We start from the raw sequence: 15,084 nt of genomic DNA, 5'->3' as shown, positions 1-15,084 counted from the left end.
ATCTCATCTGCAAGAAGTCCCACGGACAGAGCGTAAAAGTTCGAGCAGTTGTAATCGAGGATAACCCTATAATTTCCGGTTAGCAGATAAGCAGTCCGCCCGCGACCATCCGGTTCCAGCAGGCTGGCCATAACGTTGTCAGCAGGCCATGCGCCTGATTTTGGAACGATTCCCAGCGCTCGCCACTCCGCCATGCTTTTCCAACCGGAGTGCCGTTCAAACACCCGCGGGCAGCGCGGACTGACCATGGCCGTGCCCAAAGCGCCGCGGTCCACCCGGTCAGGAACGCTGACGGCCACGCCCCACGGCTGCCCGGTGCGCCAACCGGCATCACGAAAATAGTTTGCGATCGATGCCAGCGTATCGGTGCGATTCGTCCAGATGTCGGCAAACCCGTCACCATCGCCGTCCGCTGCCACGCGCAAATAGACCGAGGGGAGAAACTGTGGGTTACCAAAGGCGCCAGCCCAACTGCCCACAAGTTTTGATCGCGGTACTCCCCGATCCACCATTTTCATCGTTGCAATGAATTCGTCGGCGAACAGCTCACGTCGCCGCCCTTCATAGGCCAGCGTGGCGAGCGAGCGCGCCAGATCGAAATCCCCGGTATAGCCGCCGTAGTCCGTCTCATGCCCCCAGATCGCCAGCATGATTGGCCCTGGCACGCCATAGCGCCGCTCAATCGCGCCAAGCTGCCCCGCTGCTGCTGCATATTGCCGACGCCCGCGCGTGATCCGCGACGCATCGATATGTTTGCGCCGATAGGGCTCAAACGCAGGAATCGCGCCAGAAGAAGATCCCGGTTGTGCCCGATCCAGCTCAATTACTCGGCGGTTCAGCGTCAAGCCCCGCGTCATCGCTGCGATGGTTGATTCGCGCACCCCCTCGGCCCGCCCGCGCGCTGCCAAAAGCTGTAGATACCCTTGAAAACCTTGCTCTTCAGCGTCTACTTGTCCCGCTGCTGGTCCAGCAGCCAAAAGCATCAGAGCAGCGACACCAGCGGCCCGTAGCCCGCCTGTTCTTTTAAAAATTCCCATTCCCGTGGTGTCGCACGGTTCATAAACAATGGGAATCCCCTTTGCGTCCGAAGCGGAAAGCGCTAACGGCGATCCGTTCGTTAGCTCAGGCAGACGGAACGCGGACAGGTGGCCGAGTGGTTTAAGGCAGCGGTCTTGAAAGCTACCGGAGCTTGTCGGCGCGAACGGGAATTAGGAGTGTGGTTACAAGGGGTTAGTGGCAGGTCGGTTTCGGTGGCATATACGCCCATAAGCCTGTCGTAAGCTGCCAACCCGAAACGGCATGGAAGAGTGTCCGAGTGGTTTAAGGAACCGGTCTTGAAAACCGGCGAGCGGGCAACCGTTCCGTGGGTTCGAATCCCACCTCTTCCGCCATCCATAACACCAGCGATGGCAATGGCGCGAACGTGACGAAGTGGTAAGCTGCAACTATGGAACCCGCAGAAAGCAAAAAATCTAAGGCTTCGGTTCGCAAGCGCGCGGATCTGATTAAAAATTTCCGCTGCAAGAATCTGATCGCCATAATCGAAGATCCCGAGAACCCCCGGAATATCGGCACGGTCATCAGGAACGTGAATGCCCTTGGCGTCGAGAAAGTCTATGTGATCGACCCGCGCCGGGTTTTACCCGATGCTTGGGACGAACTTCGCGCTGACCCCAAGCTGGCCAAGCTATCCGTTTCCGCCGCGAAATGGACGTTCGTCAAAAGGTTCGACAGCACCAAAGATTGCCTCGACCACTTAGAGAAGAATCATTTCGTGTCGATGGTCACATCGCCTCATGTGAAGGGCAAGACCAACACATTCCTTCACGAAACCGATTTCACAGAACACGCGAAACTCGCCGTCTGGTTCGGCAACGAATCAAAGGGCGTGAGTGATATTGCAGTTCAACGTAGCGAACGATGTGTTGCAATCCCAATGTTCGGCATGATCGAAAGCCTGAATCTTGGCACAAGCTCGGGCATCGTTTTGTACGAAGTCGCTAAGCAGAGACGCGAGTATCAAAGCAAGTATCGGTTGCGCGATCGAAGAGGGGAACGCGCAACCCCGCTGCCGACGGTAATTGCGCCCGAGGCATAGCTGTACGATCAGCCTGCATATGCCTGCCCCCATGTCCCGTCCGTCTCCCAGCGGCGCAGGCAGGCGACAAGCTCAACCATGTCGTCAGCGGCCAGCGCACCGCTCTCCACTCCCAGCAGAACCGCCTGCTCAACCCATGCGTCAAACGAACCAAACCAGACCGAGATAAGCGACGGCTTCGGCTTCCCTGCATCCTCCAACCGCGCCAGCCGCTTCTGCAAGGCTCGGACGCCCGCCATGTGGTTATCGCAGTCCCAGCCGCTCGCGCATGTCAAACGGCAGGTCCGGCGCACCAGCACGGACAGGCAGCGGCGCGGGTGTGGGTGCGACCGCGACGGGTTCAGGCTCGGCAATGACCACAGGGGCTGACACCGGCACCGAACCGCAACCCATGCGCGCCAGCATGGCACGGATGCGCGGTCCAGCTTCAAGGGCATGGGCGAACCAGAAGGCAGTGATTGCCTGCTCCTCCATCATCGCAGCGAAGTGACGGGGTGCCAGCGCAGCGCGAATCTCCGCCTGCTGCTCCCGCTCCATGCGGCGGCGCTCCGCCAGCGAAATGTCAGCTTTCATATGTCACCTTGAGTTGGCGCAGGACGTGGAACATGTCGGCGCGGATTTCCGGGTCGTCGCAGTCGCGCATGACCTCGCAGCATGTGGTCACAACAGCCCGCCGCATCTTGCCACGCTCCTGATCGGTCATGTTCTGAATGGCAGCGCGCATGGGGTCGAACCTGCCCGTGAGCAGAATATCGCGGTGATTGAGCGGCACGACATAAATGGGCTTGGCGAATTGGTCTGCCATGCTGACCGCCCAATCCACCGCTGCCTGATAGTTGCTGACTGGCTCGTAGCCCAAGCTAGATGCACCTAGTTGGCACCTAAGCGGCTTTGCAGTGCCAAATACGGCCACCGCGAACGTGTGAGCGCACTCGCTCAGTAGCATTGCGAAAAGCTGTAGGGCCACAAAGCACGGAAAATATCTGGACCGGGGTCCAGCGGAGCTGAGACACCGGCACGGCTGTTTCCAACCGCGCCGGTTTCCGTTTCGCTTAAAGGAAGAAGTTCGCAGCGACGAACGATGTGACGCCGTCAACCTGGAACTGGAAGTCGGCCAGCCCGTCGCCGTCGACATCGCCATAGACCATCGAATCGGCGCCAATCGCGTCGTAGCGCAGTTCACCGGCGGCTCCGCTGAAGGCTGCGTTGCCGATCAGCGTGAAGGCCTGATTTCCACTCACCGTGGCATCGGCATCGATCGCATCAAGCCTGATGCGATCCTTCTCCAGCGCCGAGAAATCAGCGATTCGGTCAAGAGTGCCAACACCGAAGCTATCGAGCGAGGAGAACACGAAGCGGTCCGCACCAGCCCCGCCAAACATCACATCCGCTCCGGCCCCACCATTGATGATGTCGTTACCTCCACCACCAGCGAGCGTGTCGTTGCCATTGCCACCGTTGATCGTATTGGCCATGTCGTTGCCAGTACCGTTGAAATCGCCTGTACCGATGAAGGTCAGCTTTTCAACGTTTTCTGCAAGCGTATAAGTCGCCAGTGTCGCCTGCACCGTGTCGACACCTGCGTCAGCCGCTTCGATCACCTGATCTGCAGCATCATCTACCACATAGATGTCGTTGCCAATCCCGCCGGACGTGACATCAGCGCCTGCACCGCCGTCGAGGAAGTCATTACCCTCGCCACCATCGAGCACATCTGCGCCGTCGCCGCCGAACAACCGGTCGTTGCCAACATCACCCAACAGCTGGTCATCACCTTCGCCCCCATCGATGTTGTCGTTGTCAGCGCCCCCGTAAAGTATGTCGTTCCCGGAATTGCCGAACAGCCGGTCTGCGCCTGCTTCGCCGTACAGGACATCGGCGCCATCGCTGCCAGTCATGATATTCGCCAGAGCATTGCCGGTGCCGGTCAGGCCCTCTGCCAACAGTTTCAGGCGCTCCAGATCGGCGCCCAGTGTGAAGCTGGCCGACGCTTCGACAGTATCGATACCACCAAAACCGACCTCGTCCACCACGTCACCTGCATCGTCGACCACATAGGTATCATTGCCAAAACCACCGAACATGATGTCTGCGCCACCCATGCCATCAAGGCGGTTGGCGGCGTCGTTGCCGATCAGCACATTGGCAAGCGCATTGCCAGTAAGGTAGATGCCTTTGCTCCCGGCAACCGCCTCGACCGTCTCAACCGCAGAATCATCGCCCAGCACCCATGTGCGCGAGGCGATGACGCGGTCGTTGCCTTCACCCGAAAACTCAATGACCGTATCGCCTACCGCATCCACATAGTAGGTATCATCCCCAGCGCCACCGGCCAGGGTATCGCTGCCGATGCCGCCATCCAGCACATCATCACCACCATTGCCGAGCAACGTGTCGTTACCGCCAAGCCCGTAAAGTGTGTCGCTATCGACCGTGCCGATAAGCATGTCGGCAACGTTTGTGCCGGTCAGCGTCACGCCATCATCGACGCCAGTCACAGTGACGGTCACCGTCGCCGTGCTGAGGTTTCCGGCAATGTCGCGCACCGTGTAGGCGAAGGTGTCGGTAACAGTCTCACCCGCCGGAATGCTGTCAAAGCTGTCGGCATTCGCGATGTAGCGTAGCGTCTGCGTTTCGGGATCAAACTCCACGCTGCCCAGCGTCGCGCTCGTATCCACGGCGCTGATTGTCAACACATCGCCCGCGTCGGGATCTGTGTCGTTGCTGAGAAGTTGCGTCCACAGGTTTGCCGTGGTGCCATCCTCGTCCACCGCGACAGTGTCGTCAGCCGCCACCGGCGAAGGATCGGCCGCTGGCAGGAAGAACGAGGCTACCAGCGGGTCATGGTCGGACACACGGCCCGCGCCTGCGGCCTGTTCCGAATTGATGTGGACGACATCGACCAGCACATCGCCCAGCAGCCCTGGCGTGACGAGGAAGTTATCAAGCGCCTGCGCATTGCCGCCGAACGAGTAGCTGTAGCGTTCCTCTTCGGGCAACTGGCGCAGCAGATTGCTCATCACGCCGCCAGCTTCCAAAAGCTCAAGCGAATCTTCGAAGTAGAACGCGTTGAAGTCTCCCAGCACCGCGACATAGGCATCGGCGTCTGCAGTCAGCAGCCCATCCACATAGTCCTTCACGGCTTCCGACTGCCCGATGCGCGCGCCCTCGCCCGCATTGGCAGGTGGCTGGATCGAACCGAACAGCGGATCGCTGCCGCCACGCGAAGTCGAGTGCACGTTGATCGCGGTGATCGTCTGGTCGTTGAAGGTGAAGCTTGCCGCCAGCGGTTTGCGGCTGTTGCTGAATGCTGCGTCGGTAATCAGCTCGGCGCTGCCTTCGACATAGTCGACACGATTAACCTGATAGAGGTAGCCGTTGCGGATGTTGCCATTCGGCTCGCCACCGGTGGTGTTCGCCGCGTCTGGTGCCACTTCAACGTAGGCATACTGCGGACCACCTGCGTCGAGAATTGCGTTGATCAGCAGGTTCGCCGTGACTGTCGCGGAAAGATCCGACCCGTTGCCCGCCCCGTCTGCGTCCTGCATCTCCTGCAACGCAATGATATCTGGCGCAGCAAGGTTGTAGATCACGTCGTTTGCCAGGAGGTTGAACTTCACGGCCCCATCGGTCGGGTCCAGATTTTCAACGTTGTAGGTGGCGATGGTCAACCGGTCGGCCGTTCCGGTCAAAGTCGTCGTTTCGCGCGGAAGCGTACCAACATCGGTGGTGATAGAAACCGCTTCGGTGACCAGAAGTTCGTACGACTGGAAGTTGTAGTTCATGATGCCGGTCACGGAAGACAGAACATCGCCCTGCGTGTAACCCGGCACAAACCCGGCAAACAGCTCGCTGTCATCATCAAGCTGGATGCGTTCAGGGTTGAAATCGTCAAACCCGTCAGCGTTGCCCGAAATAGTGATGCTGCCCCGGTCGTTGACGCCGGTTGCTCCCGCGCCGCCCGACGCAACCACATAGGTCTCGCCGAACTCGTTGGTCCCGGCCACCACCAGCGGGGCATCGACCGTTACCCGCATACCTTCCAACGATTCGAAGAAATCGGCAGCATCGTTTTCTGGATCGTAAGTCGCAAAGCCGTCGTTATCGAACACGTCGCTTGGTGGCAGCACGCCCCCTGTGCCGATCAGTGTCGCAACCGGCAGCGCGTTCCCGCTTGAGGCCACCGTGGCGGAGGTCTGATTGACCTGCGTAGCGGTCAAGTTCAGCGAGTTGTTGCCCGGCAGTGCCTCAGAAACGGTGCCTGTTACCTGCACTGCATCGCCCACCGAAACGGTCGGCGTGGTACCAGTCAGGACGAACACCGCGTCCGACGTGCGCGCATCGCCGTCGCCAATTGCGTCCTGCAGGTAGTAGCCGTCGCTGTCCACTGCCGTAACGATGCCGGTCGTCGTCACCGTTTGCCCGACATATTCGGACTGATGACCCAGCCCCTGAATGTCATAGATTGCCAGATCGACCGGATCGTCGTTGGTGATTGTGCCGGTCGCCTGGCCGACGACGATACCCGCATTCACGGCATTGCTCAGGGTCACGCTCAGCGTCTCGTTGCCTTCAGGCAGAGTATCGCCCACCACCGGCACCACGATCTGCTGCACGCTCACGCCAGCGGCAAATGTCACCGTGCCAGAAAGCACCGCACCTGCATCAAGATCGGCTGCATCAGCACTGCCATCGAGGCTGATGACGTAGTCCACCGTCGCTTCAAGCGCACCGCCCCCTGCGCGGCGCACTGTGAAGACCAGGTTGGTGATCCCGGCATCGCCTTCGGCCACGCTCACGTCACCCACGCGGATTTCGCCAGGAGCGTCCGCCGAAAGGAAGTTTTGTGCGGTATTTATGACGTTGTAATTGCTGGTCTGTCCGGCCGTCCACGTGAAGTCTTCATAGCTCGATCCCGCACCGGTCAGTTGCAACGAGTTGCCGATGGCGTCGTTGTTTTGCTCCACTCCGATATCGGTGCTGGTCATGCCTGCTGCCGGGCCGTTGGTGGCCACAAAGCTGCCTTCGTAGGAAATGAACTGGACCACGCGGCCCAGCGCATCGACAAGCGCGATGCCGTCTGGCGAACCATTCTGCAAACCCGGCGCAGCAAACGACATCGTGCCGTAACCGTTTGATTGGTCAGCTATTGTGCCCGACAGGGCGATCCCTGCTGTCGACCCACCGGTTGCGGCATAAGCTGTTCCGCCATTGCCGTTGTATAGCACCAGCTTCCAGCCAGTCAGATCGGTACCTGCCACACCGGCCACCTCGATCGTCTCACCGCTATCGGTGCCTGCCGGATCGTAAGTGATCTCATTCACGAACACGTTGGCAATTGGAGTTGGCAAGATATCATCGTTGATGATGGTGCCGGTCGCACTGGCCGTGCCGATCTGCACGGCTTCATCGGGACTGCTGATGGTCACCGTGAACGTTTCATCTGCTTCGATTGCCGTGTCGCCGTTCACTTGCAGCGTAACCGTGGCGGACGCCTGCCCATCGGTAAACACGACTTGCCCGGAAAGAATTGTGCCTTCGGCAAAATCATCCGCGGATGCCGTGCCCAGATCTACCACATAGTTAGCCGTCACTTCGCCAGCGCTGCTGCCAGTGCGCGTCACGACGAAGTTGATAGCCACAAGGCCTTCATCGCCTTCGGTCACCGAAGCATTGGCAATGGAAAGCGTCGGCGGGAGCGGCGGGGCATCGTCACCAAGGATGGTGCCGGTGGCTGATACGGTGCCAATTGTTCCTGCACTCGTTTCGGTCAGCGTGACGGTGAAGGTCTCGTCATCCTCGATCTCGGTGTCAGCGCTCAGCGCAACGGTGATCGTCTTGCTGGTTTCACCATCGGCAAAAATCACTGTTCCATCGGTCGCGCTGAAATCGCTCCCGTTCTCTGCCGAGCCGTTGGCAAAGCTGTAGGCAACAGTCGCTTCGCCGCTGCTGCCGCCGGTGCGCGTGACGGTGAAAGTCAGCGTACCGCTATCTTCTTCAGCAGAGGCATCGGCGATGGAGAACGTGCCCGGCCCGGCGGCTGCGGCAATGCCAGTGATCGAGAAATCGTCAACAGCCATGCCATCGTCAGAACCGGAGGCATTGAAATCGGTCCAGCGAATCCAGAAGGTGGCGCCGGGTGCAATTTCAGATGTCAGATCGATTGTGGACGCAATGGCCGACTGAAACGCAGCATCGTTGCCGTTGGCGGCGCCGGTCGTTGCTGACTGGATTGAATTGAAATCAAGCGAATCGACGTCGGTCCAGGTGCCGGTGGTCAGCGATGTGGCATCAAAGCTGATCTGAAAATCAAGACGGTCTGCCCGGCTTGCCGAACCGATGCGCCACTGTTCGCCGGTGTAGGCGATCTGCAACTGGGCAATGGCCGCGCCGCTGTCGTTGGTGAACATCGCGCCGAAAGACGGAACGTTGGAACCGCTCTGCAGAGTGCCCAAAGCCCGCTCAGTACCGCTTGCTGCGCCGAAGCTATAGGTATCACCCGTATTGGAAGACCCGGTCCCGGCCGTGTATGCACCATTTACTGTACCGCTCGATCCGCTCTCGGCAATCGCCCAGCCCGTGGGCAGTGTAGAGCTTGAGCCCGTGTTTGCGAGGCTGTCGAAGTTCTCGGTGAAGGCAGTGCCGAGTGCGGTAATGCTGGTCATCTATGGGTCCCCGGAAAACGCAACAGCGTGGCGCTAGCGTTAAATTGGTGACGGCATAGAAGCCCTGAATGACGTAAATGTGAAAGCCGTGTCGCGCGCCCAAGTGCAATACAGCTGTTCACAGTCGCCAGAAAATTGCTGAATTTCTTGCGTTTTCAAAAGCTAGTTCGAAGACAACCAACCCATGTGCCACGAACAAGGCTGGGGAAAAATAGTTAACGCCACCGTTGCGCAATTTACTTGGGGAAGACGCGACAAGATCGGCAAGGGCACCCGCTGCGTTGATGTGGATGAGGCATGGCATGGCCCCGTTGCATCAGCAAAAAAATAGCGCGAACAGGTTTCCCCATCCGCGCCACTTCTTTGACTATCAGAGACTTGGTGCTGAAACTTCAGAAATCAGATGTGAATTGCCCGTCCATAAGCCGCCAGAACGCTCTCATGCATGGATTCACTGATCGTGGGGTGCGGGAACACAGTGTGCATCAGTTCCGCCTCAGTCGTCTCCAGCGTCTTGCCGATGACATAGCCCTGGATCATCTCGGTCACTTCCGCACCGATCATGTGCGCGCCCAGCAGTTCGCCTGTCTTGGCATCGAACACAGTCTTTACGAAGCCCTCAGGCTCGCCCAGCGCAATGGCCTTGCCGTTGCCGATGAAAGGAAAGGTACCTGCCTTCACCGTATAACCAGCTTCCTTCGCCTTAGCCTCGGTCAGGCCGACGCTGGCGATCTGGGGGTGGCAGTAGGTGCAGCCGGGGATGTTCATGCGGTCCATCGGGTGCGGGTGGACGTCCTTGTTGCCCAGTTCCGCCGCGATGGCTTCGGCAGCGATCACGCCTTCGTGGCTCGCCTTGTGCGCCAACCAAGGCCCCGGCGTCACGTCGCCGATGGCCCACAGGCCCTTTACGTTGGTGCGGCCATAGCCATCGATGGCAATGATCCCGCGCTCGGCCTTCACGCCCAGCGCTTCGAGGCCGATGTTTTCAGTGTTGGCGATGATGCCCACGGCGACGATCACGTGGCTGTAGTCACCCTCGGCAACCTTGCCATCCTTGCCCTTGATCTTCGCCTTCACGCCCGAGGCCGAGACAGCAAGGCTTTCGACGCCCGCGCCGGTCATGATCTTCATGCCCTGCTTGGTCAGCGCCTTTTCAAGGAAGGCCGAAACGTCGGCGTCTTCGACCGGGACCACGCGGTCCATCATTTCGACAACCGTAACTTCGGCACCCATATCGTTGTAGAAGCTGGCAAATTCGATGCCGATCGCGCCCGAGCCGATAACCAGAAGCTTGGTTGGCATGACCTTAGGCGTCATGGCATGGCGATAGGTCCACACCCGCTCGCCATCGGCCTTGGCGAAGGGCAGGTCGCGGGCGCGGGCACCGGTGGCGACGATCACGTGCTTGGCAGATATCGTTTCCGAGCCCTTATCGCCGGTCACTTCGACGCTGGTCGCACTTTTCAGAACGCCATTGCCCATGTGTACGGCGATCTTGTTCTTCTTCATCAGATGCGTGACGCCCTGGTTGAGCTGCTTGGCCACCCCGCGCGAGCGTTTGACCACGGCATCGAGGTCAGCGCGGATGTTGTCGGCGGCAAGCCCATACGATGCAGCGTGCTTCATGTGGTTGAGCACTTCGGCTGAGCGCAACAGCGCCTTGGTGGGGATGCAGCCCCAGTTGAGGCAAATCCCGCCAAGGTTCTCGCGCTCGACAATCGCGGTCTTTAGGCCCAGCTGTGCGCAGCGGATCGCTGCGACGTAGCCGCCGGGGCCAGAACCGAGAACGATGACATCGTATTGATCAGCCACGCAAATGCTCCTTCAGGCCCTCATCCGGCCAATCGTCTAGCGCAGCGAACGGCGCATGACCGCTCGCAGAATGGTCAGGCACTCAAGCGATGAGGCCGAGCGGGTTCTCGATCAGCGCCTTGAACGCCTGCATCAGTTCGGCCCCGTCAGCGCCGTCGATGGCGCGGTGATCAAAGCTGCCGGTGGCGGACATGACCGTGGCAATGCCCAGCGCGCCGTCTATCACATAGGGACGCTGTTCCCCTGCCCCCACTGCCATGATCATTGCCTGCGGCGGATTGATCACGGCATCAAAATTCTTGATGCCGAACATGCCGAGGTTCGAGAGCGAGGCGGTGCCGCCCTGATATTCGTGCGGCTGCAACTTGCCTTCGCGCGCCTTGTTGGCGAGCGTCTTCATTTCCGTAGCGATGGCGGAAATGGCCTTGTTGCCCGCATCGACGATGATCGGCGTTATCAGGCCCGAAGGGGCGGCAACGGCGACCGAGATATCGGCGCGGCTGTAGCTGCGCAGTTCGTCACCGGCAAAGCTGACGTTGCACTTGGGCACCTGCACCAGCGCCTTGGCCAGCGCCTTGATGATGAGGTCATTGACCGACAGCTTCACGCCCTGCGCTTCCAAAGCCTTGTTGAGCTGGCCGCGCAGCTTGAGAAGAGCATCGAGCTGAATGTCGACGGTGAGATAGATGTGCGGGATCGTCTGCTTCGCCTCGGTCAGGCGGCGCGCGATTGTCTTGCGCACGTTGTTGAGCTTCTGCGCCTCATACGGGATGCCGAAGTCGGGAATTGCAGCTGGTGCGGGTGCAGCGGCGGGAGCAGAGGCAGTCGCTGCGACAGGCGCAGGCGTTGCCGCAGCAGGCTTTGCGCCTTCGACATCGGCACGGACGATGCGGTCATTGGGGCCGGAGCCAGTCACGCCGGACAGATCGAGACCCTTGTCGGCAGCGATGCGCTTTGCCAGCGGGCTGGCAATCACGCGGTCGCCCGCCTTGGCCGATGCCGCAGCAACAGGCGCTGGGGTCGGCGTTGGAGCAGGTGCAGGCGCTGCTGCCTTTTCAGCCTTTGCCGCAGGTGCGGGCTCGGCGGCTGCCTTGGGCGCAGCAACAGGCGCTTCGGCGTCTTCGTCCTCGCCCGCGATCATTGCGATCACCGTACCGACCTTCACGCCTTCTGAACCTTCGGAGACGTCGATGGAAACGATCGTGCCTTCGTCGACGGCCTCGAATTCCATCGTGGCCTTGTCAGTTTCGATCTCGGCCATGATATCGCCCGAGGAGACCTTGTCACCCACTTTGACGAGCCACTTGGCGAGAGTCCCTTCCTCCATGGTAGGGGAAAGGGCAGGCATCTTGATCGCGATGGGCATGGGCGTGTTTTCCGTGTCCTGATGTGCAGGAGGGAGAGTGCCGTAGCGGAAACCTCTCCTGCATCTTTTGTCGGCCCCATTTCACCAGCATGGCGCGTCGGGTCAAGTGGCTTGGCGCTTGCACCGCATACGAATTTGCCGATACGAAGGGTTGGGAAGGATGAATGGAATGCCCCAACGCATATACCTTGTCATCATGGACGAGACCGACGAGGCGCGAGGAGCGTTGCGGTTCGCGGCGCGGCGCGCAGTGCGGACAGGTGGCACCGTCCATGTGCTCGCTCTGGTTCCGCGACAGCAATTTGTCGCGTTTGGCGGCGTGCAAGCGACGATGGAACAGGAAACGCGCGACAGGGCCGAAGTTCTGGCGATGAGCATGGCAGGCAGTTTGGCCAGCGAATCGGGCTTGAGCCCGGTTATCTCGGTGTTGCAGGGTGATGGACCAAAAGTCGTCCGCGAATATCTTGACGAACACCCTGAAGTGTCGGCGCTCGTGCTGGGCGCGGCAAGCGGCGGATCGCCCGGTCCGCTGGTTTCACACTTTTCTGGCATTGCAGGGCAATTGCCCTGCCCGCTGATGATCGTGCCGGGGGTGATGTCTGACGAGGAAATTGACCGGTTCAGTTAGGTTAGTGGGAACAATCCCTCCCCCAACCCCTCCCGCTTGCGGGAGGGGAGTTAAATTGCGCTACTTCTTGCGGCCCTGATGTCGGATGTTTGAAGGGCGGCCGCGTTTTCCGGCAGTGTACTGGCCCTGTCGGCGCGCCTTGTGATCGGTTTTGGGGCCGGTTCTTTCGCCACGCCGGTCAATCCGCTGAACGCCTTCGGCCACATCGGCGGGTTCAAACTTGAGCGCGCCGGTCAGCGGATTGGCTTCGGCGAGGCGCAGTTTGAGGATCTGGCCCATCACGAATTCTTCGCCGCTCAATTCGCCGATCAGCCGCTGGGCCTTCTCGTCGTAGTTGAAGCGTTCTGCGCCCAGCGTGGAGATGGGCACGAGGCCATCGCCGCCAAGGCCGATAATCGTGGCGAACAGGCCAAACTTCTGCACGCCGGTCACACGGGTGTCGAACACCTCGCCAACTTTGCCCGAGAGCCATGCAGCGACATAGCGGTCAATCGTGTCACGCTCGGCCTCCATCGCGCGGCGTTCGGCATTGCTGAGCGCTTCGGACACGCGGGCGAGATCGGCGCGGTCGCGGTCTGACAGGCCAGAGGTGGCGGGCAGATCGGCCTTGGGGCGTGGCTGTTCCAGACCATAGGCATCGACCAGCGCACGGTGAACAAGCAGGTCCGAGTAGCGGCGGATCGGCGAAGTGAAGTGCGCGTAGGAGCCGAGCGCGAGGCCGAAATGCCCGGCATTGCGCGGGCCGTAATAGGCCTGGGTCTGGCTGCGCAGGACGGCTTCCATGATCAGCGCCTTTTCAGCTTCATCCGCGATGTCTTTCAGCATGCGGTTGAACAAGGAGGGCGTGATCACCTGCCCCAGCGACAGCTTTCGGTCGAAGGTGGCGAGATAGTCCTTCAGCGCGGTGAGTTTTTCGCGGCTCGGCGGTTCGTGGATGCGATAGACCACTGAGGCGACCTTGGCTTCGAGCGCCTTGGCGGCAGCGACGTTGGCGGCGATCATGAAGTCTTCGACCACGCGGTGCGCGTCGAGCCGTTCGCGGATGGCGATTTCGGCGATCTTGCCCTCGCTGTTCAACACAACGCGGCGTTCGGGGAGGTCGAGGTTCAGCGGATCGCGGGCGTGGCGGGCCTTTTCCAGCAGGCGCCATGCTGACCAGAGGTTCTGGAGGACTTGGATACTGACGGTTTTGGCTCCGCCACCACCGTCATTGGCTCCGCCACCACCCCCAACCCCCTCCTCTAAAGAGGAGGGGGCTTTAAGTGCCTGCTCCCCCTCCTCTTCAAAGGAGGGGGTTGGGGGGTGGTGACTTCCTGCCGCATCGATACGGCGCTGCGCTTCCTCATAGGCGATGACTTCGGCGATGCGCACCACGGCACGGGTGAAGCGCCAGTCGCGGATATGGCCCGAACTGTCGATGGTCAGGTGGCAAGCCATCGCCGCGCGGTCTGCACCGGATTTGAGTGAGCAGACATCGGCGCTGAGCACTTCGGGCAACATCGGCACGACGCGGTCGGGGAAATAGACCGAATTGCCGCGCTTGCGGGCTTCGCGGTCAGTCTCGCCGCCCGGACGCACATAGTAGCTGACGTCGGCAATGGCGACGAGGGCTTTGAAGCCGTCCTCGCCGTCGGGTTCGGCCCAGATCGCGTCGTCGTGGTCGCGTGCGTCGGCAGGGTCGATGGCGACGATGGGCAGGTGGCGCAGGTCTTCGCGGGTGTCTTCGCTGAGCGGGAGTTTGGCGGCGACTTCGGCTTCGGTCACCGCGCCTTCGGGGAAGACGAAGGGGATGCCGTGCTTGTGGATGGCGATCAGGCTGAATGCGCGCGGGGCGAGTGGATCGCCAAGGACCGCGACGACTTTCATGCCGGATCGGGGTGAACGGCCAGCGGGTTCTGCGAGAACGAGTTGGCCTTTTTCTGCACCGCCGAGGTCGGAGATGGGCACGGCGTTGCGTACGCGCTTGTCGACGGGGGCTAGCCAGCCCTTGCCTGCGCCGTCGAGTTCGACGACGCCCATCATTTGTTCTTCGCCGCCTTGCAGCTTCTTCATCGGGTGGGCGATCCAGCCATTGCCCGCTTCTTCGGTGCGGGCGAGGACGCGGTCGCCCACGCGAAGTGCGGCGTTGCGGTCACGCTGTTTGCCGCGCGGTTCGATCACACGGATGCGTGGCGGGGGGCTGGCGTCGTCCGGCTGCCATGAGTCGGGCACAGCGACCGGTTCGCCTTCATCGATCTCGACGATGCGGAGGACGGTGACTTTCGGAACGCCGCCCATGGCGTGGAAGGCGCTGCGGTTGCCGTCGATCAGGCCTTCGTCGGCCATATCCTTGAGCAAGGCCTTGAGCGCGATCTTTTCCGTGCCCTTGAGGCCAAAGGCCTTGGCCATCTCGCGCTTTCCGGCAGGTTCATCGGATTGTGCGATGAAATCGAGCACCTGCTGGCGTGTGGGGAGGCCTTGCGGAAAGCGAAGTTTTGTCATGTAGGGCATGTGGTCGTTCATGCCCGCAATGGCA

The 15,084-nt window shown here is 60.6% G+C and carries 10 protein-coding genes and 1 tRNA gene; 3 read left to right on the top strand and 8 right to left on the bottom strand.

Translation table 11 applies throughout. From position 1 onward, the window contains the following. Positions 1 to 983 (bottom strand): lytic transglycosylase domain-containing protein (locus B7X90_RS08560; protein ID WP_292623563.1); only part of this gene is annotated, 983 nt, incomplete at its 3' end. 318 nt (positions 984 to 1,301) lie between these two features. On the opposite strand from B7X90_RS08560, the gene B7X90_RS08555 reads away from it, so the two are divergent. Both B7X90_RS08555 and B7X90_RS08550 read left to right on the top strand, forming a co-directional pair. Further along, positions 1,302 to 1,391 (top strand) — tRNA-Ser (locus B7X90_RS08555). 56 nt (positions 1,392 to 1,447) lie between these two features. Further along, positions 1,448 to 2,098 carry an RNA methyltransferase gene (locus B7X90_RS08550; RefSeq protein WP_292623560.1) on the top strand — a complete coding sequence of 217 codons (651 nt, stop codon included), beginning with the start codon at positions 1,448 to 1,450 and terminating at the stop codon, positions 2,096 to 2,098. Between the two features lie 8 nt (positions 2,099 to 2,106). Here B7X90_RS08550 and B7X90_RS08545 read toward each other — a convergent pair whose 3' ends face one another. The 6 genes from B7X90_RS08545 to B7X90_RS08520 form a co-directional block, all read right to left on the bottom strand. Further along, a complete protein-coding gene (locus B7X90_RS08545) occupies positions 2,107 to 2,337 on the bottom strand; it encodes a hypothetical protein (RefSeq protein WP_292623558.1) in 231 nt (76 codons plus the stop codon). 4 nt (positions 2,338 to 2,341) lie between these two features. Further along, positions 2,342 to 2,671, bottom strand: a complete 330-nt coding sequence (locus B7X90_RS08540; RefSeq protein ID WP_292623556.1) for a hypothetical protein — start codon at positions 2,669 to 2,671, stop codon at positions 2,342 to 2,344. Continuing rightward, entirely contained in the window at positions 2,661 to 2,903 is a 243-nt protein-coding gene (locus tag B7X90_RS08535; protein ID WP_292623554.1) for a hypothetical protein, read from the bottom strand. The genes B7X90_RS08540 and B7X90_RS08535 overlap by 11 nt, the downstream gene beginning before the upstream one ends. Before the next feature lie 247 nt (positions 2,904 to 3,150). Further along, positions 3,151 to 8,763, bottom strand: coding sequence for a Calx-beta domain-containing protein (locus B7X90_RS08530; protein ID WP_292623551.1), 5,613 nt, complete (start codon positions 8,761 to 8,763; stop codon positions 3,151 to 3,153). Positions 8,764 to 9,162: 399 nt separating this feature from the next. Next, positions 9,163 to 10,575, bottom strand: a complete 1,413-nt coding sequence (gene lpdA / locus B7X90_RS08525; protein ID WP_292623549.1) for a dihydrolipoyl dehydrogenase — start codon at positions 10,573 to 10,575, stop codon at positions 9,163 to 9,165. An 82-nt stretch (positions 10,576 to 10,657) separates the two neighbouring features. Next, the gene (locus B7X90_RS08520; RefSeq protein WP_292623547.1) at positions 10,658 to 11,941 is read right to left on the bottom strand and encodes a pyruvate dehydrogenase complex dihydrolipoamide acetyltransferase; all 1,284 of its coding nucleotides are present in this window, start codon (positions 11,939 to 11,941) and stop codon (positions 10,658 to 10,660) included. A gap of 169 nt (positions 11,942 to 12,110) precedes the next feature. On the opposite strand from B7X90_RS08520, the gene B7X90_RS08515 reads away from it, so the two are divergent. Continuing rightward, complete coding sequence (locus B7X90_RS08515) at positions 12,111 to 12,569, top strand: universal stress protein (protein WP_292623545.1); 459 nt, start codon at positions 12,111 to 12,113, stop codon at positions 12,567 to 12,569. A 60-nt stretch (positions 12,570 to 12,629) separates the two neighbouring features. On the opposite strand, the gene B7X90_RS08510 is transcribed toward B7X90_RS08515, so the two are convergent. Then, positions 12,630 to 15,050, bottom strand: a complete 2,421-nt coding sequence (locus B7X90_RS08510; protein ID WP_292623574.1) for an RNB domain-containing ribonuclease — start codon at positions 15,048 to 15,050, stop codon at positions 12,630 to 12,632. Between the last annotated feature and the right edge of the window lie 34 nt (positions 15,051 to 15,084).

The organism is Novosphingobium sp. 17-62-19 (assembly GCF_002256775.1).
Classification (GTDB): domain Bacteria; phylum Pseudomonadota; class Alphaproteobacteria; order Sphingomonadales; family Sphingomonadaceae; genus Novosphingobium.
This window is presented reverse-complemented; position numbering and strand designations above follow the sequence as displayed.

What these genes read in the sequence shown, in the direction of transcription:
- B7X90_RS08550 (WP_292623560.1), top strand. Translation starts at nt 1,448, where the DNA reads ATGGAACCCGCAGAAAGCAAAAAATCTAAGGCTTCGGTTCGCAAGCGC.
- B7X90_RS08545 (WP_292623558.1), bottom strand. Translation starts at nt 2,337, where the DNA reads ATGGCGGGCGTCCGAGCCTTGCAGAAGCGGCTGGCGCGGTTGGAGGAT.
- B7X90_RS08540 (WP_292623556.1), bottom strand. Translation starts at nt 2,671, where the DNA reads ATGAAAGCTGACATTTCGCTGGCGGAGCGCCGCCGCATGGAGCGGGAG.
- B7X90_RS08535 (WP_292623554.1), bottom strand. Translation starts at nt 2,903, where the DNA reads ATGGCAGACCAATTCGCCAAGCCCATTTATGTCGTGCCGCTCAATCAC.
- B7X90_RS08530 (WP_292623551.1), bottom strand. Translation starts at nt 8,763, where the DNA reads ATGACCAGCATTACCGCACTCGGCACTGCCTTCACCGAGAACTTCGAC.
- B7X90_RS08520 (WP_292623547.1), bottom strand. Translation starts at nt 11,941, where the DNA reads ATGCCCATCGCGATCAAGATGCCTGCCCTTTCCCCTACCATGGAGGAA.
- B7X90_RS08515 (WP_292623545.1), top strand. Translation starts at nt 12,111, where the DNA reads ATGCCCCAACGCATATACCTTGTCATCATGGACGAGACCGACGAGGCG.
- B7X90_RS08510 (WP_292623574.1), bottom strand. Translation starts at nt 15,050, where the DNA reads ATGACAAAACTTCGCTTTCCGCAAGGCCTCCCCACACGCCAGCAGGTG.